This window comes from Nocardioides sp. (assembly GCF_031397825.1).
Lineage (GTDB): Bacteria > Actinomycetota > Actinomycetes > Propionibacteriales > Nocardioidaceae > Nocardioides.
On the sequence record NZ_JANNML010000070.1, the window covers coordinates 20,109 to 40,417 of the forward strand.

Sequence of the window (20,309 nt, forward strand, 5' to 3'; positions counted from 1 at the left end):
GACCTCACGTGATCGAGCTGAGCAAGGGCCAGGAGCTGGCGCTGACCACCGAGGACGGGCGCCCGCGCACCCTCCTGCGGCTGGGCCTGGGCTGGGACAAGGTGCCGACGGCGGGGATGATGGGCACCGGCGCCCCCGACGTCGACCTGGACGCCTCGGCCCTGCAGTTCATGGGGCAGCAGCTCTTCGACCTGGCGTTCTACAACAACCTGCGCACCCGCGACGGCTCGACGGTCCACCTCGGGGACAACAAGACCGGCAGCGGTGAGGGTGACGATGAGACCGTGACCGTCGACCTGGCGAAGGTCTACTCGAAGGTCGACACGATCGTCCTGCTGGTCAGCAGCTACCAGGGTCACAGCCTGACCTGGGTCGACCGCGCCTACGTGCGGCTTCTCGACACCGACGACGTCGAGGTCGCCCGCTTCCGGATCACCGCCGGCGTCGACGAGACCGGGCTGGTCATGGCCACGCTGGTCCGCTCGGGCGAGCACTGGGTGCTCCGCGCGATCGGCGACGGGATCGCGGTCCGGAAGCCGACCGACTCGCTCGCGGCGCTGACGCCCTACCTCTGAACGAGCCCGTCGTACGACGGCGGCCGGTCGCCCGGAGCCGTGCCCCACTCCGGGGCGGGGTCGTCGGTCGTGACCACCCTGAGGAGTGCTGGTCGGGCCCCCGGGCCGAACGGGAGCCACGACGCAGACCGCTCCGCACCGTCGATGAGGACCGTGGCCACGTGTCTCCCCGACCCGACGCGCTCGATCACCGTGGCGGCCCCGATGGAGGGGTGCACCTCCACCCGGTCGAACGCCGGTGTGGTGAGGCCGACGTCCGAGGTGCCGGGTGTGAGGGGATAGAGACCGAGCGACGCCCAGACGTACCACGCCGAGAGGGAGCCGAGGTCGTCGTTGCCGGGCAGACCTCCGGGTGCGACCGACCAGAGGTCGTGTCGTGCTCGGGCGACGACCTCTGCCGTCCGTGTGGGCCGCCCGAGCCACAGGTACGTCCAGGGCGTGAGGAACGAGGGCTGGTTGCCCAACCAGGCGTGGGGGCTACCGGCCCCCGCCGACAGCGATGCGTGGAACTCGTCGAGACGCTGCAGCACCGCGGCAGGGGTGCCGAGCGAGGCGAGGAGTCCAGCCACGTCCTGCGGCACGCCGCCGAAGGTGTACTGCGTCGGGTTGCCCTCCTGGAAGCCGTCACAACAGCCGCCGGGATCGAGGTCGGGCCCCGGGAACGCGCCGGCGCCGTCGCGCGGCAGGAGCAACGCGCGACCCTCGTCGAGGAGGTTGCGCCAGGACCGGCTGCGCTCACCGAAGCGAGCCGCCAGGTCGTCACGTCCTGCCGCGCTCGCGAGGCGAGCGACGGCGAAGTCGTCCACCGCGTACTCCAGCGTGGTCGACGCCCCATGGGGTTGCGGCCAGCCACGCTCCGCCGTGGTGTTGGGGACGTAGCCCAGACGGAGGTAGTCCGCGAGCCCGGGTCTCGGCCTGAACCAGCCCTGCCCCGGCAGGCCGTCGGTCTGCTCGCCCTGCCGAGCCAGGCGCGTCACCAGTGGCCCGAGTGCGAAGTCTCGTGCTCCGAACGCATGGGCCGCCGCGATCACAGGCGCAGCCGAGTCGCCGTTCATGACCCCCGTGTAGGACGCCACGAGCGGCCATCGGGGCAGCCAACCGCCCTGAGCGGCCATGCGAGCCAGCGAACGGACGACCGCCGAGGCGATGTCGGGGCGCAGCCAGGCGAGCAGCGGCAGGTGTGTGCGGTAGGCGTCCCACCCGGCGAGAGCGCTGTAGTGCCGCTCGTTCGTCGGCAGCCGGTGGACCTCGCCGTCGAAGCCGGGATAGCGGCCATCGGCATCGCTGACCAGGCTCGGGTGCAGCAGCGCGTGATAGAGCGCGGTGTCGAGAAGTGTCCGCTCCACGGCTGTTCCGCCGCTCACGCTCACCCTGTCCAGCTCACGGGCCCAGGCAGCCGCGGCCCGTGCCCGAAGCGCGGTGAACGACCAACCGGGACGCTCTGACGCAAGGTTGCCCCGGGCGCCAGTCTGATCGACGAACGAGACGCCGACCTGCACCTTGCTGGTGCCACCTGCACGATCCAGGGTCACCCAGGCGCCGGGGCGGGCGCCGCCCCAGGTGCCGTGCGCGACCATCGGACGGTCGAGCCGGAGCACGACGTGCACGCGATACGTCCCCGGTGACCCGCAGAAGCGGCCACTGGTGGTGGACACCGAGATCTCGCGACGACTCGGGAACGTGATCCGGGTGTCGCGCGCCCCGGTCAGGCTGTCGCTCCCCTTGACCAGAAGCCTCGCCGTTCGGCCGCGTGGGAAGTCGAGGACGGCGAGCCCGGAGCGAACGTCAGCTGCCAACGAGACCCGGATCCCGTTGCCCAGCCTCGCGCGGTAGGAACCGGGGGCGGCCGTCTCGTCGGCATGGTCGAGCCCGGCGGTGGCGCTGGCCGGGTCGGCGGGGAGCCGACCTGCAACCGGAAGGAACGGCACGTCGCCCAGGACCGGGCACCCGGCCCCCGAGAGGTGGGTGGCCGAGAAGCCTCTGACCCGGTCGTCTCCCCACCCGTAGCCCGAGGCGGTCGTCGAGGGGTGGCCGTCGCGAGAGGACGTCGTGTCGGGGCCGAGCTGGAGGAGGCCGAACGGGCGGGCGGCCGCGGGGGTCGTGTTGCCGCTGTGCCACGGTGCGTCACCGCCCGTGCCGACGAAGACGTCGACGTCGCGCTGTGAGGCGGCCGGGTCGACGGTCGTCGGAGCGGCAGCGGTCGCTGGTATGCCGCCGGCAAGGGTCGCCGCCAGCGCCGGCCCCACGACGTACCTCGCCCAGCGCCAGCGTCTCCGGACCGTCACCCACCGACCGTACGCCGACACGGGCCCAACTGCCGCCCGGATCGCGAGACCGCTGTCCACCTGCCGGTCGCCGTGGCACGATGGGGACATGCAGCACCGCAGCATCGTCATTCGCTAGCGCATCGAGCCTCGCTCGATGCGCCACCTCTCGTACTCCGAGAGGTTTTTTTGTGCCCCGATGTTTCCAGTCGTCCCCAGAACGAGAGATCCCCGATGGACCTGCACGGCGCCTTCCACGTCTACGACACGACCCTGCGCGACGGCGCGCAGCAGGAGGGGCTCAACCTCTCCGTCGCCGACAAGCTGTCGATCGCGCGGCAGCTCGACGGGCTCGGGGTGGGCTACATCGAGGGCGGGTGGCCGGGCGCCAACCCCAAGGACACCGAGTTCTTCCGGCGTGCGACCCGGGAGCTCGAGTTGCGCCACGCGAAGCTCGCGGCCTTCGGCGCGACCCGCAAGGCCGGCGTGCGCGCCGCGGACGACCCGCAGGTGGCCGCCCTGCGCGACAGCGGCGCCGGTGTCGTGACCCTGGTCGCCAAGTCGCACGACCGCCACGTCGAGCTCGCGCTGCGCACCACCCTCGAGGAGAACCTCGAGATGATCCGCGACACCGTCAGCCACCTCAAGGCCGAGGGCCAGCAGGTCTTCCTCGACGCCGAACACTTCTTCGACGGCTACCGCGCCAACCGCGACTACGCCCTCGAGGTCCTCCGCACGGCGTACGGCGCCGGCGCCGAGGTCATTGCGCTCTGCGACACCAACGGCGGGATGCTGCCGCCCTGGGTCTCCGACGTGGTCCACGACGTCATCGACTCGACCGGCGTGCGCGTCGGCATCCACTGCCACAACGACACCGGCTGCGCCGTGGCCAACACGCTGGCCGCCGTCGACGCGGGGGCGACCCACGTGCAGGGCTGCATCAACGGCTACGGCGAGCGCACCGGCAACGCCGACCTCGTCACGGTCGTCGCCAACCTCCAGCTCAAGCTCGACCGCCAGGTCCTCCCGGCCGGCCTGCTCGGTGACTCGACCCGCATCGCGCACGCGGTCGCCGAGGTCACCAACTTCCCGCCGGCCTCGCGCCAGCCCTACGTCGGCACGTCGGCCTTCGCCCACAAGGCCGGCCTGCACGCCAGCGCGATCAAGATCGACCCCAACCTCTACCAGCACATGGACCCGGTCGGCGTCGGCAACGACATGCGCCTGCTGATCTCCGACATGGCCGGGCGTGCGTCGATCGAGCTCAAGGGCAAGGAGCTCGGCTTCGACCTCTCCGACGACAGGGACCTGGTGGCCCGCGTGACCGGTCGCGTCAAGGAGATGGAGCAGCGCGGCTACACCTTCGGGGCGGCCGACGCCTCCTTCGAGCTGCTGCTGGTCGAGGAGGTCGAGGGCGCGCGCCCCTCCTACTTCGAGGTCGAGTCGTGGCGCGTGATCACCGAGACCCTCACCCACGCGCAGGCGGGGGAGGAGGCGGTCTCCGAGGCGACGGTCAAGCTCAAGGCCGCCGACGTGCGCTACGTCGTCACCGGCGAGGGCAACGGCCCGGTCAACGCCCTCGACTCCGCGCTGCGCTCCGCGATCGTGCAGGCCTTCCCGGAGGTCGCGAAGTTCGAGCTGATCGACTACAAGGTGCGCATCCTCGACCAGGGTCACGGCACCGACGCGATCACCCGCGTGCTCATCGAGACCAGCGACGGGGCGTCGTCGTGGGTCACCGTCGGCGTGGGCCACAACGTCATCGAGGCGTCGTGGGGTGCGCTCGTGGACGGGCTTACCTACGGGCTGCGGCGTCACCACGCGGAGTAGGCCGGGCCAGGACGGCGCTCGTCCGGATTGCCGGGGCGGGCCCGTGGGCGCTTGTGAGAGGGGTCCACGTGGCCCCTTCTCCCTAGCGTGGAGAGGGTGTCGTCAGGGTCGGGTGGGGCGCGCGGTCATCGAGGCGCCGTGGGGTGCGTTCGTGGGCGGGTTGACTTACGGCCAGGAGGGCGCTCATCTCGATCGCCGGGCGGGCCTTTCGGGCGCTTGTGAGAGGGGTCCACGTGGCCCCTTCTCCCTAGCGTGGAGAAGGTCAGGGTCGACCGGGCGCGCCTGGCTGGGCATCGGCGGCTACGACCCGCCGCACGAGGTCGTCCCAGGCCCGCTCGATCCGGTCGACCGGGATCTGCTCGATGTGGGTCTGCTGCTGGAGGATGACGATCTCCAGGGGCGCCAGCAGCGACGTCGCCAGGATCGGGACGTCGCCGCGGACGCCGAGCTGGGTGAGCAGGTAGCGCACGTGCATGGCCGCGAAGCTCATCGCGGCATAGGCCCGTGCCCCGGAGTGACCGGCCGCGTTGATCAGGTCGCCGTGCTTGAGGTTGGTCTCGATGCGCGAGCGACCGAAGGCGAGGAGCCGCTCCATCGCCGGTGCTCCCGGTCCGAGCGGCGCAGGACCCGAGAGGACGGCTGCCTGCCACGCGGTCTCGGAGTGGTTGAGCAGCGCGGCCATCAGCCCCTCGCGGCTCTCGAAGCGGCGGTAGACGGTGCCCTTGCCGACACCGGCGCGCGCGGCGACCGCGTCCATCGTGACGGCCTCGACCCCACAGTGGTCGACGAGGTCGGTGGCCGCGCGCAGCAGGGCCTCCCGGTTGCGGGCGGCGTCGCTCCGCTCGGGCGGGGGACCGCCCAGGAGGGGCAGCGACCGGTGCTCGCTCATGGCCGAACTGTAGGGGTCGGAGAAAGTCCGGATCTCCGGGAATAGAAACCGGACTGCGGTCCGTTTAGTCTCCTATGACCACTCAGACCCGCATCGTCGCCCTCGTCGGCAGCCTCCGCGCCGACTCCCTCAACCGCCGCATCTCCGAGGCCCTGCGCGACCAGGCGCCCGAGGGTGTCGTCGTCGAGATCGCGGAGGGGCTCGACTCCCTCCCGTTCTACAACGAGGACCTCGACGGCGAGGCCGTCCCCGCAGCCGCCGCGACCCTCCGCGAGCTCGTCGGCAACGCCGACGCCGTCCTCGCCGTGACGCCCGAGTACAACGGCACCATGCCGGCCGTGCTCAACAACGCCATCGACTGGCTCTCGCGCCCCTACGGCGCCGGTGCTCTGGTCGCCAAGCCGTTCGGCGTCGTCGGCGCCACCCCCACGCCGTACGGCGGCAAGTGGGCGCACGCCGACACCGCGCGCTCCGCGGGCATCGCCGGCGCGATCGTCGTCGACGGTGCCGTCCACTCCCAGTCGGCCCTCGAGGTCGACGTGCTCGAGGACGTCGAGGTGCTCGAGCGCCTCCAGGCCGTCGTCGCGTCGCTCGCGGCCTTCCAGCCTGCTGCTGCCTGACGCGCCGGTCAGCCTAGGGCGCGCCCACGGGTGGTGACCCGTGCCGGGCGGCGTACTCCTGTGCGTACGCCGCCACGGCCACCGGCAGCGTCGGGTAGACGTGATCGGCGCCGATCGCCTCGGTCAGCCCGACCCGGTCGAGGTCCAGCCGCAGGTCCTGCTTGACCCGGGCCAGTGCGAGCACGACCCCGCGGGCGGCCAGCTCGCCCCGCACGTCCTCGAGCGAGTCGAGCGCGGTGAGGTCGACCTCGACGTTGCTCTCCATGTTGACCAGCAGCCACTCGACCGGCTGGTCGAGGGTCCCAGCCTCCTCGACGGCAGCGAGCGCCCGGTGCCGGAAGTCCTCGGCGTTGGCGAAGAACAGCGGGGAGTCGTAGCGGTAGACCACCAGCCCGGCCACCGTCGTCGCGTCCGGGTGGTCGTCGACGTCGTGCATCCCGGCGAGCCCCGGCACGAAGCCCAGGATCCCGTCGTGGCCCCGCGCCACGCGCCGCAGCAGGTCGAGGATCGAGAGCCCCACGGCCAGCGCGATGCCGGGCAGGATGTCGAGCAGGAGCACGCCGCCCACGGTGGCCAGCACCAGCACCAGCTCGCTGCGGCGGAAGCGCCCGATCCGCCGGATCTCCGCCCCGTCGACCAGCCGGATGGCGGCATAGGTCACCACCCCGGCCAGGGCCGCGTCGGGGAAGGCCTCCAGCACGGGTCGCAGGACGAACATCGCGACCAGCACCGTGGCCAGGGCGACCAGCGAGTGAAGCTGGGTCCTGACCCCGAGCGAGTCGCCGATGACGGTGCGGCTGCCGCTGCTGCTGACCGGGAAGCCCTGGGTCAGTCCGACCGCGACGTTGGCCGCACCGAGTGCGAGCAGCTCCTGGTCGGCGTCGACGTGCTCGTGGTGGCGCGCCGCGAAGGCGCGTGCGGTCAGGACGTTGTCGGTGTAGCCCACGACGGCGATGCCGACGGCGGGCAGGGCCAGCTGGAGCAGCACGTCGAGGTCGACCGACGGGAGGCCCGGCACCGGCAGCCCGGCCGGGATGGCGCCCACGGTCGAGATGCCATGGGTCTCGAGCGAGAAGAGCGCGGTGACCCCTGCCGCCAGCAGCATCGCGATCAGCGGGTGCGGCCAGTGCGGACGCAGACGTTGCGCGACCAGCAGGCTGCCCGCGACCACCAGCGCCATCGTCAGGGTGGGAGGCGCGACGTCGTCGAGGTGGGTGAGGACGAAGCGCACCTCGCTCACCGGGTCGCCGCCCTCGACGTCGATCCCGGTCAGCCGGTCGAGCTGGCCGACGACCATCAGGACGGCGACCCCGGCGAGGTAGCCGATCAGCACCGGCCTGCTCAGCAGGTCGGCGACGAAGCCCAGGCGCACGAGCCGGCCGACCAGGCACACGACACCGACGAGCACCGCCAGGGCGGCCGCGGCGCCGGCGTAGGTGGCGGGGTCACCAGCGGCGATCGCGCCCACGCTGGCCGCACTCATCAGGGCGGTGGTCGACTCCGGCCCGACCGAGAGCCGCCGCGACGAGCCGAGCAGCGCATAGACCAGCAGCGGCGCCAACGCTGCCCACAACCCGGTGACCGGAGGGAGTCCGGCCACGGCGGCGTAGGCCATCACCTGGGGGACCAGGTAGGCCGCCACGGTGATGCCGCCGAGCACGTCGCCGCCCAGCCAGGCGCGGTCGTAGTGGCGCAGGTCGTGCAGCCCCGGGAGGAGCCGGCCGTGCTGCCCGCGGTCGCGGGAGAGCTCGTGTGCCACGGGCACAGTCAAGCGTGACGAGCGGGCCAGCGGGGTGGAACGTCCCAGAGTGGGTCCCGGTCGCTAGGTTCGACCCATGGCCGAGCTGCACGACCTGACCGCCCTGGAGCAGGGTGCGCTGGTCGCCTCCGGGGAGATCACGTCTCGCGAGCTGACCGAGCACTACCTCGAGCGAGCCGCCCGACTCGACGACGTCGGTGCGTTCGTCACGCTCATCCCCGACCTGGCGCGCGAGCGGGCTGCGTCGCTCCCGGCGGGCACGGGCCCGCTGCACGGCGTACCGACCGCCATCAAGGACCTCAACCTCACCGCCGGCGTGCCGACCTCCTTCGGCTCCCCGGCCTTCGCCGACTTCGTGCCCGAGGTCTCCGACGCGGTGACGCTCGCGATCGAGGCCGCCGGGATGGTGAGCATCGGCAAGACCAGCACGCCCGAGCTCGGCTCGCCCTGCTACACGGAGCCCGAGGGCCTCCCACCGGCCGTCACGCCGTGGGACCGCACTCGCATGGCTGGCGGCTCGTCGGGCGGTGCGGCCGCGGCCGTCGCCGCCGGGCTGGTCCCGGTCGCGCAGGGCTCGGACGGCGGCGGGTCGATCCGGATCCCGGCCTCGTGCTGCGGCCTGGTCGGGCTCAAGCCGACCCGCGGTCGCATCTCCGGCTTCCCGACGTACGGCGACCCGGTCGGGCTCTCCACCTCGGGCTCGATCGCCCGCACGGTCCGGGACGCGGCCGCGCTGCTCGACGTGCTGGCAGGTCGCCGCGCGGGCGACCCGACCTGGGCGCCGTCGCCGTCCGGGACCTTCCTGGAGGCCTGCGACCGCGAGCCCGGCCGGTTGCGGATCGCCCGGTTCGTCGAGCCGGTCATCGCCGACGTGGTGGTCGACCCCGAGTGCGTGACCGCCTGGGAGATGGCGTCACGAGCGCTGGAGGCGATGGGCCACGAGGTGGTCGACGTGCCCGTCCCGCTGCCGCCGGAATCGGTGCCCGTCTTCGAGACCTGCTGGGCGGTGCTGACCGCGCTGTCCGTGGTCCCGCCCGAGCGCGAGCACCTGCTGCGGCCACTCACCCGCTGGCTCTCCGGTCGCGGCCGGGCCGTGAGCGGCCCCGACTTCGGGCTGGCCATCGGGGCGATGCGGCGCTTCGCGGCGCAGGCGCTGGTCGCGCTGGCGCCGTACGACGCGGTGCTGACGCCGACCCTCGCCGCACCGCCGCTGCCGGTGGGCGCCCTGCGCGACGACGCGGACCCGGCCGCGGACTTCGAGGCCCAGAAGGCCTTCACGCCCTGGACGTCGGCGTGGAACGTGACCGGCATGCCGGCCGTCTCGCTCCCGCTGCACTGGACCCCGGACGGGCTACCCGTCGGCGTGATGCTCGCCGCGCGCCCGGCCGAGGAGGAGCTGCTGCTCTCGCTCTCGGCGCAGGTGGAGGCGGCGGTGCCGTGGCAGGCGCGGAGGCCTCCCCGATGGTGACCCAGTGGTGACCCGATGGTGACCCAGTGGTGAGCCGGCTGATCCTGTGTCACTCCGCCGAGCTCGCCGCCGACGAGCTGGCGGCGGTGCGGGCCCTGATGGACGCGGCGTTCGACGACTTCACCGACCACGACTGGTCGCACGGGCTCGGCGGGATGCACGCGCTGGTGGTCGACGGGGACGATGTGCTGGCCCACGGCTCGCTGGTGATGCGCCGGCTGCTGGTGGAGGAGAGGTCGCTGCGGTGCGGCTACGTCGAGGCGGTCGCCACCGCGCCGAACCGGCGCAGGGTGGGACACGCATCGACGGTGATGACCGCGCTCGAGGGCCTCGCGCCCGCCTACGACCTGCTCGCCCTGTCGACGTCCGCGGCGGGGCAGGTTCTCTATGCCGGCCGGGGCTGGCAGCCTTGGCGCGGGCCCAGCGCGGTGATGACGCCCGAGGGCACCGTGGCCACGCCCGAGGAGGACGGCACGATCCTGGTGCTGGACCGGACGGGCTCCGGGCTGGACCTGGATGCCCCGATCACCTGCGACTGGCGCGACGGCGACGTGTGGTGAGCGCTCGCGGCGTCAGGCGATGCCCCACCGCGAGCGAAACTCGTCAGGCGCCTGGGTCTCCAGCTGCTCCCTGATCTGGTCGAGCGCCAGCGCCGCGTCCTCGCCGGGGACGAGCGGGACCCGCAGCTCCTCCACCCCGTCCGAGCGTCGTCGTACGACGATGTCCCCGGCGCGGGTGAGCTCCAGCAGGCCGCCCTGGGTGGCGCACCACAGGTCGAGCGCCCCCAGCAGCACCCGCCGCACGGGGCCACGACGGCGCGGCTCGAGTCGGTGCACGTAGACCTCGTCGGCGCTCACCGGCTCGAGGGGCGGCTCGAGGGTGGTGGTCATGGGTCCAGCGTAGGACGGTGTGGCAACGTGCGAGCCACAGCGACCTTGTCGATCGACGACTGAACCCCTGGGACGCCGGGCAGCGTCACCAGGGCATGGGTCCACGACAGACGGGAGGCGCCGACGTGCGTGACGAGTCGCGCGCGGGTGCCGCGGAGACCACCTACGAGGAGTTCGTGGTGGCACGTTCGCCTGCGCTCTACCGCACCGCCTACCTCCTCACCGGGCAGCAGGCCGACGCCGAGGACCTCCTCCAGACCGCGCTGGTCAAGGTCTACGTGGGGTGGCGCAAGGTCGCAGCGGCCCGCTCGCCGGAGGCCTACGCCCGCCAGGTGCTCGTCAACGCCTTCGTGTCCGGCCGTCGCCCGGCGCGCTTCACCCGGGAGCGGCTGGTCACCTCGCTGCCCGAGCGGGGGACCGAGGACCTGGACCCCACGGACCGGCTGAGCCTCTGGCCGCACGTGGAAGCCCTGCCGCCGCGGCAACGAGCCGTCGTGGTCCTGCGTTACTACGAGGGCCAGAGCGAGGCGGAGATCGCCGAGACCCTCGGCTGTGCCCGCGGCACCGTCAAGTCCACCGCGTCGGCCGCCCTGGCCACCCTGCGCACCCGGATGGGAGAGTCGTCATGAGCATCGAGGACCGCCTCGCCGCCGAGCTCGGCTCCCGCGCCGACCGGCTCGGCACCCCGCACGTCGAGGTCTCCGGCCTCGAGCGGTTGGGACGGCGCGAGCGTCGACGCCGTCGTACGGCGTGGGCCTCGGCCGGCGCTGCCGTCGCGGCCGCCGTCGTGATCGGCGGCGTCGCCGTGCTGGCCCAGCCGGACGCCCGCACCGCCCCGGGGCCGGATCCCGCCACTGACCCGCCGTCGCAGGTGGTCGAGGAGCCGGGGGCGCTGCCCTACCTCCTCGACGGGACGCTGCACCTGGGGGACCGCCGCATCGCGGTCGACCCCGACTGGCAGATCGCCTTCGCAGGAGGCACGACCCTCGTCGGCCGTCAGTGGGAGGGGCCGTGGGCCGTCGTGGAAGGTGACCGGCTGGTCGGGCTGCCGACCGGGATCACCACCCCCGTCGGTGTCATCCTCTCCGACGACGGGACGTTGGCCGCGTGGGTCAACACCCTGGGCCGCACCGCCCAGCGGGTCGTGCTGTGGGACCTGGTGGCCGACGCGGAGATCGACCGTGTCGAGGTGGAGGTGGAGCCCGACTTCCGCGACCAGCTGTCGCTCACCGGGATCGACCTGCTGGGTCGGGTCACCTGGTCGACCAACGTCCTCGAGAACCTCACCGTCTGGCGACCCGGCTCGGAGCCGGTGCTGGTCACCGGCCTGCCGGGTTTCTACCAGCGGGCCTGGCCGGGTGGGGTCGTGGCCGGAGGACGCTATGGCGGGATCGGCGACGACGGGCGCTTCACCGTCGTGGGTCGCGTCGAGGACGCCAACGGCTCGTCGTCGCTGTGGTCACCCGACGGCACCACCCGGGTGCAGGTGAGCGGCACCAGTGCGGTGCTCCTCGACCTGCGCCAGGACGCCGTCATCCAGTTCCCCGACCTCGGCGTGCGGCTGAGCTCTGTCAGTCCCCGCGGGTGGGTGTCCCCGACCCAGGTGGTGCTGGCGGGGCCGCTCGCCGACTCCGACGACGGTCAGCAGGCACTGGTGCTCTGCGACGTGACGACGGTCCTGTGCGAGCCGGTCGACGAGGACGTGCCCGGCGATGCGCAGCTGCCCGACCGCTGGTGGTGAGGCGGTCGTCGGCGCTGTGCTCCGCGGGCAGTCTGTCGCTTGGTGGGTGTTGCAACACCCCTCAAGCGCCAGGGTCCCCGGACATCCGGGGACTCATGCACCCCTCGGCCAGCCCCACGAACTCCGCCGGCGACACGGAGCCGGCGCCAGCCGGCAGCACGCCGAGCAGCGGCAGGCCGGTGACGCGGGGCAGGTCATCGAGGTTGCAGGTCTCGGCGAGGCCGGGGCCGGCGGGCCAGGAGCCGATGACCAGCCCGGCCGGCTCGAGGCCCCGGGCGCGGAGGGCGCCGACGGTGAGCTCGGTGTGGTTGAGGGTGCCGAGGCCGGCCGATGTCACCACGACGAGCTCGACCGTGTCCGTCGGGAGCGCCTCGGTGAGGAGCGATGCCAGGTCGAGCAGCGTCTCGCCGTCGGCGTCGAGCCGCACGAGCAGCCCGCCGGCGCCCTCGACGATCACCGTGTCCCATGCACCGCAGCGCGCGAGCTCCACGACCCGCTCCGCGTGCTCTGCCACCGACGGGATCGCGACCCCCTGCCGTCGCGCGGCGGTGTCGGGTGCGAGCGGCTCGTCGAGGCGCACCCACTCCTCGACGGCACAGCCGCTCAGCGCGGTCACCACGTCGACATCACCCGCCGAGCCGTCGCCGATGCCGGTCTGCACGGGCTTGACGACCACGACCGACCCCGACGCACCCGCCAAGACCGCGAGCGCCGCGGTGACGATCGTCTTGCCGACGTCGGTCGACGTGCCCGTCACCACCACGACCTTCATGCGTGCTCCTTGACGACCGCCACCAGGATCTCGGTCGCCCGCTCCCACGCGTCGTCACCGACGCCGGCGTTGACCGTGATGCGCAGCCTCGAGATCCCGTCGGGCACCGAGGGCGGGCGGAAGCACCCGACCCGCAGGCCGTGCTCGAGCGCGGCGGCCTGGGCCGCGACCGCGACCTGCGGCGAGGGCATCGGCACCGACAGCACGGCACCGGCCGGCGGCTCGACACCGAGGGCGGCGGCGAGGTCCACCACGCGGCGTCGTACGACGGCAGGCAGCTCGGGCCGCGCCCGCAGCACGCCCAGCGCGGCCAGCGCCGCGGCGGTCGGGGCAGGTGCCAGCGCGGTGTCGAAGATGAAGGGGCGGGCGTTGTTGACCAGGTGCTCGACCAGCGCGGGCGAGCCGAGCACGGCGCCGCCCTGGCTGCCCAGCGACTTGGACAGCGTCATCGTGACGACCACCTGCTCCAGCCCGGCCAACCCACGCTCGTGCACCAGCCCGGGGCCGTGCACCCCGAGCCCGTGCGCCTCGTCGACGACGAGCATCGCGCCGTGCGCGGCGCAGGCCTCTGCGAGCTCGACCAGCGGAGCCTCGTCGCCGAGCACCGAGTAGACCGACTCGGCGAGCACCAGCGCCCGCTTGTCCGACCCCGCGAGGGCGGCCGACACCGCGGCCACGTCGCTGTGCGGCACGACGACCAGCTCGGCGCGGGAGAGCCGCACGGCGTCGACGAGGGAGGCGTGGATGTGGGCGTCGGAGACGACCAGGGTGTCGCGGTCGGCCAGTGCGGTGACCAGGGCGAGGTTGGCGTGGTAGCCGGTCGACATGACCAGCGCCGCCGGCTGCCCGGTGTAGGACGCCAGCTCGGTCTCCAGCTTCTCGTGCAGCCGCAGCGTCCCGGTCACCAGCCGCGAGGCGCCGGCGCCGGCCCCCCACATCAGTGCCGCGTCGGCGGCCGCAGCGGTGACCACGGGGTCGCGCGACAGCCCGAGGTAGTCGTTGCCGGCCAGGTCGATCGTCTCGTCGGTCGCCGGCCGCGGCCGCAGGACCCGCCGCAGCCCGGACTCCTCGCGCGCCGCCGCCTGGTGCGCCAGCCATGCCGACCAGGTGCTCACGACACCTCCGCCGCTCGGGTGACGGCGGCGCAGATGCGCGCGAGGTCGTCGTCGTCGGTGACGTAGGGCGGCATCGTGTAGATCAGGTCGCGGAAGGGCCGCAGCCACACGCCCAGCTCCGCCGCCGCGTCGGCGGCCTTCGCCGTGTCGACCGGGTGGTCCAGCTGCACGACGCCCACGGCACCCAGGGTGCGTACGTCATCCACGCCCGGCAGGTCGCGTGCCCCGGCCAGGCCCTCGGTCAGCCCGGCCTCGATCCGCGCGACGTCGGCGGCCCAGTCGCGGGACGTCAGGAGGTCCAGCGACGCCAGGGCCACGGCGCACGCGAGCGGGTTGCCCATGTAGGTCGGGCCGTGCATCAGCACGCCCGACTCGGAGGCGGAGATGCCGCGCCCGACCGCCGCGGTCGTCAGGACGGCCGCGAGGGTCAGGTAACCACCGGTGAGCGCCTTGCCGACGCACATGATGTCCGGGGAGACGCCGGCCGCGTCCGCGGCCCACATCGTGCCCGTGCGACCGAAGCCGGTCGCGATCTCGTCGAAGACCAGCACGAGGCCGAGATCGTCGGCGACCTCGCGCATCACGCGCAGGCAGGCGGCAGGATAGGCGTGCATGCCGCCGGCGCCCTGGAGCAGCGGCTCGACGACGATCCCCGCCAGCGACGACGCGTGCTCGCGGGCCAGGGACGTGAAGGCCTGTGTCCACGCGGCGATCTCGTCCTCGCCCGCGCAGCGATCGGGCGGCCGCGGCGCGAAGACGTGCTCGGGCAGGGCGGCGGAGAACATCGAGTGCATGCCGCCGACCGGGTCGCACACGCCCATGCAGCCGAACGTGTCTCCGTGGTAGCCGCCCTGCACGGTCAGCATCCGCGTGCGCTCGGGGCGACCGAGCCCACGCTGGTGCTGCAGGGTCATCTTGAGCGCGACCTCGACCGACACCGAGCCGGAGTCGGCGAGGAAGACCTTCTCCAGACCCTCCGGTGCCAGGGCGACCAGCTTCTCCGCCAGCCGGATCGCCGGTGCGTGGGTCAGCCCGCCGAACATCACGTGCGCGAAGTCCTGCGCCTGCTCCGCGAGCGCCGCGTTGAGGACCGGGTGGTTGTAGCCGTGGATCGCGGCCCACCACGACGACATCCCGTCGACCAGCACGCTGCCGTCGGCCAGTGTCAGCCGCACGCCCGAGGCGCCGGTCACCAGCCGCACCGGCGCCGGCGCGGTCATCGAGGTGTAGGCGTGCCACAGGTGCTCGCGGTCGAAGGCGAGCAGGTCCTCGGGGGTGGTGAGCGGCGGGACGGGCACGGTCAGGGGATCAGGCGTTGGGGCGCTCGGTGGTGCCGGCGCCGCGGCGGCGCTTGGCGGGGTCTCGCGAGCCCTCGGTCCCGACGGGGCGGGGGTCCTCCTCGGCGCCGAGGACGACGAAGCCGTTGTCGCGGATCATCTCGAGGTCGGCCTCGGCGGCCTGGCCCTCGGAGGTGAGGTAGTCGCCGAGGAAGATCGAGTTGGCGACGTTGAGGGCCATGGCCTGGAGGGAGCGCAGGTGCATCTCGCGCCCGGCGGCGATCCGGATCTCGCGGTCGGGGCACACGAAGCGCGCCATCGCGAGGATCTTGAGGCAGCGGGTGGGGGAGAGCTCCCAGGTGTTCTCGTAGGGCGTGCCGTCGAAGGGCATCAGGAAGTTGACCGGGATGGAGTCCGACTCCATCTCGCGCAGCGCGAAGAGTGCCTCGACGAGCTGCTCGTCGGTCTCGCCGAGTCCGGCGATCAGGCCACTGCACGGGGAGAGGCCGGCGCTCTTGGCCTTGGTGACGGTGTCGACGCGGTCGGCGTAGGTGTGGGTCTGCACGATCGTGTCGTGGTGGGACTCGGCGGTGTTGATGTTGTGGTTGTAGGCATCGACACCGGCCTCGCGCAGTCGCTCGGCCTGGCCGTCCTTGAGCAGGCCCAGGCAGGCGCAGATCTCGACCTGCGGGTTCTCGGCCTTGATGGCACCGACCATGTCGGCGACGCGCTCGACGTCCTTGTTGGTGGGGCCGCGGCCACTCGAGACCATGCAGACGCGGGTCGCGCCACCGCGCAGGCCGGCGGCGGCCTGCTGCATCGCCTCGTCGGTGTTCAGCCACTTGTACTTCAAGATGTCGGCCGTGGAGCCCAGGGCCTGTGAGCAGTAGTTGCAGTTCTCGGGGCACAGGCCGGACTTGAGGTTGACCAGGTAGTTGACCTTGACGGTGTTGCCGAAGTGCTCGCGGCGCAGGCGACCGGCGGCGGCGACGAGGTGCACCAGCTCGTCGTCGTGGGCACGCAGCACGGCAAGGGCGTCGTCCTCGGTGGCGGGCTTGCCCTCGAGGATCGAGGTGGCGAGCTGGTCGAACGACGTGGTCATCGGGATCTCCTGGCGGGTCGACATCGGGACTCAGTATGAGGCCGGATCCGCGGATGCTGGTCCTCGGACCGCCACCTGAACGGTGGTCAGGTGAACGGCGTTCAGGTTAGGGTCCGGAGCGATCCCGGTCAACGTGACCCGGCCCGCCTCAGGAGGGACATGCGCTATCAGCGCCACGACGTGGTCGAGCGGGCGGTCGACGTGCTCGACCGCTTCGGGTTGGCCGACCTCACCATGCGACGCCTCGGCAGCGAGCTCGGCGTCCAGCCCAGCGCGCTCTACCACCACTTCAGCAACAAGCAGTCCCTGCTCGCTGCCGTTGCCGACGAGCTACTGCGCCGCGGCGAGCGGCCCGTGCCCGACGGCCCGTGGGACGTGCGGGTCGCGGCGGTGTGTGCCCAGCTCCGTGACGCGATGCTGGCCTACCGCGACGGCGCCGACGTGGTCGCCACCGTCCACGCGTTCGGGCTGGGCGCGAGCGCGCCGTACGACGCCCTGGTCGGTGCGCTGGCCGATGCCGGCTTCCCCGCGGAGCTCTCCCGCACCGCCGCCCGGACCCTGCTCCACTTCGTCTTCGGCCACGCCGCCGACGAGCAGACCCACCTCCAGGCCGGCAGCGCCGGCGCGATCTGGGACGGGCCCCGCGGCGTCTCCGACTTCGAGGTCGGCCTGTCGCTGGTCATCGACGGGATCCGGCTGCGGCGGCCGGCCGACCTGCACCGGGTCTGACGTCCAGCGCCCTCCTTCCTGCACTACCGAGAGGGGGCCACGTGGCCCCCTCTCGGTAGTGCAGGAGCACCCCACTCTCGGGCCCCGTCAATCGACCCGACGTGCGACGTGCAGCATCAGGTCGGCGCGCAGCTCCACCTCGTCGGGCAGCACCGCGAGGATCGCCTCCAACGCCTGCTGGCGGTCGTCGGCGGGCAGCATCAGGTAGGCCGAGACCGTGGCGAGGTGGCCCAGGTAGTCGGCGGCCGAGACGACCGGCCGACGCCGAACGACGTGCTGGACGACGTCGGTGAAGAGGTCGGAGCGCTCCAGCTCGCTGCCGGGCCACCGCATCGGAGCATCAGCAGGCGTGCCGTCGGGGGAGGGGAAGCCGTCGTCGAGCAGCCACGGCGACTGCGCCTCGTGCGCCGCAGCCTGGAGCGCCGGGTCGGCCAGGTCCAGCGGCCCGCCGAACGACGCGAACACGCCGCGCGGCTCGAGCAGTGCCGCGACCCGCTCCCATCGCTGCGTCGGCTCGGTCCAGTGCAGGGAGGCGGCCGCGAAGACCACGTCGTACGACGAGGAGGCAGGCAGCTCCTCGAGCGTCGCCTCGACGGTGGTCACCGTCGGCGGCACGTGCCGACGCAGCTCGGCCAGCATGGCCGGGTCGGGGTCTGTCGCGGTGACGGCGATGCCACGCGCGGCGAAGACCCGGGTGGCCTTGCCGGTCCCCGCACCGATCTCCAGGGCCGTGCTCACCGGCAGCACGGCGTGCGCGAGCACGAGGTCGACGACAGCGTCCGGATAGCCGGGGCGGTGGCGCTCGTAGGCCTGGGCGACGGAGCCGAACACGAGGGCGCGCCCCGGCTGGTCCGCGGCGCTCACGGCACGTCCACCACCGCGCCGTGCAGCTCGGCGAGCAGCAGCGCTCCGGCGAGGTCGAGCTGCGTGCGTCGCAGCCGGGCCGCGGCGAGGTCCACGCCGTCGAGCGTCGCCCCGCGCAGGTCGGTCGCGCTGAGGTTGGTCTCGCGCACGGACGCCCCGGACAGCTGGGCGCCGCGCAGCACCGACGACGTGAGGTTGCACAGCGACAGGTCGGCCTCGCGCAGGTCGAGGTCGGCGAGGTCGAGCTTGCTCAGGTCGGTGCCGCGCAACGACACACCGCGCCACTGACCACCGCTCACCTTCATCGGCCGCATCGTGCACCGGACGAAGACCGAGCCGGTCATCTTGCAGCCGTCGAAGGTGGCGTCGAAGAGGTTGCTCCCCTCGAACTCGCAGGTGACGAATGCGCTCGCTCGGTGGACCGAGGAGTTGAACCGCACACCCGCGAAGACGCACCGCTCGAAGACCGCGCCCGACGAGCGGGCCTCGCTCAGGTCGACGTCGATGAAGGTCGACTCGACATGGCGTGCGCCGCCGAGGTCCTCGGCATACCAGTCCTCGCCGCGGAAGGTCGCGCCGTGCGAGCCGTCGGGTCCCTCAGGCATCGACCGACCCTCCGCTGCGCCAGTAGGAGCCGTCCTCCCGGGTGAGGAACCCGTCCTCGACGAGATAACGACGCAGCGCGGCGCAGTCGGGGTGGAAGCGCTTCAGCACCTCGTTGACCTCCTGCTCGGGATAGGTGCGCCCGAGGTCGAAGGACTGCGCGAGGTGGTCGAGGACGACCAGCAGCTTGGCCCGTTTGCTCGGGATGGTCCTCAGGCTGCCGTCGGCGGCGAGGAAGTTGGCCAGCACGCGTTCGTCCACGGCCCCACCCTCACACGAGGCTCGACGTGAGCGCGATGGGGTTGTGCCGTCAGCAGCGACGACCACGTCCGCCAACGTCTCGGGGCGCACCAGCCGCGCGTAGTCGTGCCCCTCGGGGACCCACTTCGTCCGCCACAGGTCGAGCTCGTCGGAGGAGTCGCCCTGCTGGCGGTTGCGCGCGACGGCACGGCGACCGGCGACCTCGGGCGACAGATCGATCCAGACCGCCAGGTCCATCAGGCCCAGGGTCTCGGGGCGGAGCAGCCGGATGCCCTCGACGACCACCACCGGCGGCATCGGCACGTCGCAGGTGCGCTGCGCGCCGTCGTAGGCGCGCACCGGGTAGGTGAGGCGTCGCGCAGGTGGCGTGGCGCGCAGGCGCCCGAGCAGGTCGAGCAGCACAGCCCAGTCGTGGAGGTCGAAGAGCCCGGAGCCCGGGCCGGCCCCGGCGGCGTAGAAGCAGTCGGTGCGCACCACCTGCTCGGAGGTGCCGCCCAGGTCGGTCATCAGCCGAGCCGCGAGGGTGGACTTGCCGGCGCCCCCGTGGCCGGAGATCGCGACGACCGGCGGTCGCTCCGCGCCCGTCAGCATCCCCACGACCCGGCCGCGCAGGTCGTGGTAGGACGTCACGGGCACAGCAGGCGCTCGCACTCGGCGATCAGCCGCGAGCGGATCGGCGCACCCCGTTGCGCGAAGTCGCGCTGCGCCTCGACGTAGACCGCCTTTCCCTCGGGCGTCTCGATCGGCACCGGCTCGAAGCCCAGGTCGGCCAGGTCGTAGGGCGCGGCGCGCATGTCGAGCTCGCGGATGTCGCGGGCCAGCTCGAAGGCGTCGGCGACGAGGTCCGAGGACACCATCGGCGAGAGCCGGAAGGCGTGCTTGTAGAGGTCCATGCCGGCGTGCAGGCAGGCCGGCTGCTCGAACGCCGGCCGGTCGTCGCGGCCGGGGGAGAGGGTGTTGAGCGGTCGGGCCGGGTCGGTGAAGAACCGGAAGGCGTCGAAGTGCGAGCACGCCACCTTGTGCGACTCCACGACCGCGTCGGTGCCGTCGGGGCCGAGGCGCAAGGGCCAGTCGGCGTGGCGGGTCTCGTCCTCGGCCAGCCGGTAGACCATCGCCCACTCGTGCAGCCCGAAGCAGCCGAAGTGGGCGGGTCGTGCGGCCGTGGCGGTGAGCAGCGCGTGCAGCGAGCCGACCAGCGGCCGCTGCTTCTCGACGTACGACGACGCGACGGTGACCACGTCGCCCACCTGCTCGTAGCCCTTGAGCCCGGCATGCTCGGCTGCCCCCACCAGGGCGACACCGAAGCCGGGGTGCCAGCGGCGCAGCTGGGCCGGACGCTGGGAGTAGTAGGTGAAGAGGAAGTCGTGCACGGGGTGCTTGATGGCGGCGTCGCGTCGCGCGAGGTGCGGTGCGGTGAAGGCGTCGACGCGCGCTGCGTGCGCGTCCGAGCGCGAGCGCCAGGTCGCCTCGTCCAGCACCGCGTCGAGCGCGTCGACGTCCTCCCGGGTCTCCACCCGCCCAGGGTAGGTGCCGCGTGCCTGGCCGATAGG

The 20,309-nt window shown here is 72.8% G+C and carries 20 protein-coding genes; 8 read left to right on the forward strand and 12 right to left on the reverse strand.

Features of this window, described 5'->3' with window-relative positions; translation table 11 throughout:
- Positions 1-8: 8 nt before the first annotated feature.
- Positions 9-575: a TerD family protein gene (locus RMN98_RS05810; RefSeq protein ID WP_309647861.1), complete on the forward strand. Its 567-nt coding sequence runs from the start codon at positions 9-11 to the stop codon at positions 573-575.
- On the opposite strand, the gene RMN98_RS05815 is transcribed toward RMN98_RS05810, so the two are convergent.
- Complete coding sequence (locus tag RMN98_RS05815; RefSeq protein ID WP_309647862.1) at positions 566-2,860, reverse strand: GH92 family glycosyl hydrolase; 2,295 nt, start codon at positions 2,858-2,860, stop codon at positions 566-568. The two genes, RMN98_RS05810 and RMN98_RS05815, sit on opposite strands and share 10 nt — an antisense overlap.
- Before the next feature lie 213 nt (positions 2,861-3,073).
- Between RMN98_RS05815 and cimA the strand changes: the two genes are divergently transcribed.
- Complete coding sequence (gene cimA, locus RMN98_RS05820; protein ID WP_309647863.1) at positions 3,074-4,669, forward strand: citramalate synthase; 1,596 nt, start codon at positions 3,074-3,076, stop codon at positions 4,667-4,669.
- Positions 4,670-4,931: 262 nt separating this feature from the next.
- On the opposite strand, the gene RMN98_RS05825 is transcribed toward cimA, so the two are convergent.
- Positions 4,932-5,558 carry a helix-turn-helix domain-containing protein gene (locus RMN98_RS05825; protein ID WP_309647864.1) on the reverse strand — a complete coding sequence of 209 codons (627 nt, stop codon included), beginning with the start codon at positions 5,556-5,558 and terminating at the stop codon, positions 4,932-4,934.
- Between the two features lie 74 nt (positions 5,559-5,632).
- Between RMN98_RS05825 and RMN98_RS05830 the strand changes: the two genes are divergently transcribed.
- Entirely contained in the window at positions 5,633-6,178 is a 546-nt protein-coding gene (locus RMN98_RS05830) for an NAD(P)H-dependent oxidoreductase (protein WP_309647865.1), read from the forward strand.
- Positions 6,179-6,191: 13 nt separating this feature from the next.
- Here RMN98_RS05830 and RMN98_RS05835 read toward each other — a convergent pair whose 3' ends face one another.
- Positions 6,192-7,937, reverse strand: coding sequence for a sulfate permease (locus RMN98_RS05835; protein ID WP_309647866.1), 1,746 nt, complete (start codon positions 7,935-7,937; stop codon positions 6,192-6,194).
- 76 nt (positions 7,938-8,013) lie between these two features.
- Here RMN98_RS05835 and RMN98_RS05840 point away from each other — a divergent pair, with 76 nt between their 5' ends.
- Together RMN98_RS05840 and RMN98_RS05845 are read left to right on the forward strand one after the other, a co-directional pair.
- Complete coding sequence (locus tag RMN98_RS05840; RefSeq protein WP_309647867.1) at positions 8,014-9,405, forward strand: amidase; 1,392 nt, start codon at positions 8,014-8,016, stop codon at positions 9,403-9,405.
- A gap of 29 nt (positions 9,406-9,434) precedes the next feature.
- Entirely contained in the window at positions 9,435-9,965 is a 531-nt protein-coding gene (locus RMN98_RS05845; protein WP_309647868.1) for a GNAT family N-acetyltransferase, read from the forward strand.
- Positions 9,966-9,977: 12 nt separating this feature from the next.
- Here RMN98_RS05845 and RMN98_RS05850 read toward each other — a convergent pair whose 3' ends face one another.
- Positions 9,978-10,295, reverse strand: a complete 318-nt coding sequence (locus RMN98_RS05850; protein ID WP_309647869.1) for a hypothetical protein — start codon at positions 10,293-10,295, stop codon at positions 9,978-9,980.
- Positions 10,296-10,390: 95 nt separating this feature from the next.
- Here RMN98_RS05850 and RMN98_RS05855 point away from each other — a divergent pair, with 95 nt between their 5' ends.
- Both RMN98_RS05855 and RMN98_RS05860 read left to right on the forward strand, forming a co-directional pair.
- Positions 10,391-10,924 (forward strand): SigE family RNA polymerase sigma factor, encoded by a 534-nt coding sequence (locus tag RMN98_RS05855; protein ID WP_309647870.1) that lies wholly within the window; start codon positions 10,391-10,393, stop codon positions 10,922-10,924.
- Positions 10,921-12,036 (forward strand): hypothetical protein, encoded by a 1,116-nt coding sequence (locus tag RMN98_RS05860; RefSeq protein ID WP_309647871.1) that lies wholly within the window; start codon positions 10,921-10,923, stop codon positions 12,034-12,036. Before RMN98_RS05855 ends, RMN98_RS05860 begins: the two co-directional genes overlap by 4 nt.
- Before the next feature lie 61 nt (positions 12,037-12,097).
- Here RMN98_RS05860 and bioD read toward each other — a convergent pair whose 3' ends face one another.
- The 4 genes from bioD to bioB are packed head-to-tail and all read right to left on the reverse strand — an operon-like array spanning position 12,098 to position 16,302.
- Positions 12,098-12,808, reverse strand: a complete 711-nt coding sequence (bioD, locus tag RMN98_RS05865; RefSeq protein WP_309647872.1) for a dethiobiotin synthase — start codon at positions 12,806-12,808, stop codon at positions 12,098-12,100.
- Positions 12,805-13,923, reverse strand: coding sequence for an 8-amino-7-oxononanoate synthase (locus RMN98_RS05870; protein ID WP_309647873.1), 1,119 nt, complete (start codon positions 13,921-13,923; stop codon positions 12,805-12,807). Before RMN98_RS05870 ends, bioD begins: the two co-directional genes overlap by 4 nt.
- Complete coding sequence (locus tag RMN98_RS05875; protein ID WP_309647874.1) at positions 13,920-15,221, reverse strand: adenosylmethionine--8-amino-7-oxononanoate transaminase; 1,302 nt, start codon at positions 15,219-15,221, stop codon at positions 13,920-13,922. The genes RMN98_RS05870 and RMN98_RS05875 overlap by 4 nt, the downstream gene beginning before the upstream one ends.
- Positions 15,222-15,231: 10 nt before the next feature.
- Entirely contained in the window at positions 15,232-16,302 is a 1,071-nt protein-coding gene (bioB, locus tag RMN98_RS05880) for a biotin synthase BioB (RefSeq protein WP_397208964.1), read from the reverse strand.
- 159 nt (positions 16,303-16,461) lie between these two features.
- On the opposite strand from bioB, the gene RMN98_RS05885 reads away from it, so the two are divergent.
- A complete protein-coding gene (locus tag RMN98_RS05885; RefSeq protein WP_309647876.1) occupies positions 16,462-17,031 on the forward strand; it encodes a TetR/AcrR family transcriptional regulator C-terminal domain-containing protein in 570 nt (189 codons plus the stop codon).
- An 87-nt stretch (positions 17,032-17,118) separates the two neighbouring features.
- On the opposite strand, the gene RMN98_RS05890 is transcribed toward RMN98_RS05885, so the two are convergent.
- Genes RMN98_RS05890 through RMN98_RS05905 form a run of 4 tightly spaced genes read right to left on the reverse strand, consistent with a single transcriptional unit; the run spans position 17,119 to position 20,273 of the window.
- Positions 17,119-17,895 (reverse strand): methyltransferase domain-containing protein, encoded by a 777-nt coding sequence (locus RMN98_RS05890; protein WP_309647877.1) that lies wholly within the window; start codon positions 17,893-17,895, stop codon positions 17,119-17,121.
- The gene (locus RMN98_RS05895; protein WP_309647878.1) at positions 17,892-18,500 is read right to left on the reverse strand and encodes a pentapeptide repeat-containing protein; all 609 of its coding nucleotides are present in this window, start codon (positions 18,498-18,500) and stop codon (positions 17,892-17,894) included. Before RMN98_RS05895 ends, RMN98_RS05890 begins: the two co-directional genes overlap by 4 nt.
- Positions 18,493-19,389: a DUF2087 domain-containing protein gene (locus RMN98_RS05900; RefSeq protein WP_309647879.1), complete on the reverse strand. Its 897-nt coding sequence runs from the start codon at positions 19,387-19,389 to the stop codon at positions 18,493-18,495. The genes RMN98_RS05895 and RMN98_RS05900 overlap by 8 nt, the downstream gene beginning before the upstream one ends.
- Positions 19,386-20,273: a 3-methyladenine DNA glycosylase gene (locus tag RMN98_RS05905; protein WP_309647880.1), complete on the reverse strand. Its 888-nt coding sequence runs from the start codon at positions 20,271-20,273 to the stop codon at positions 19,386-19,388. Before RMN98_RS05905 ends, RMN98_RS05900 begins: the two co-directional genes overlap by 4 nt.
- Positions 20,274-20,309: the final 36 nt, after the last annotated feature.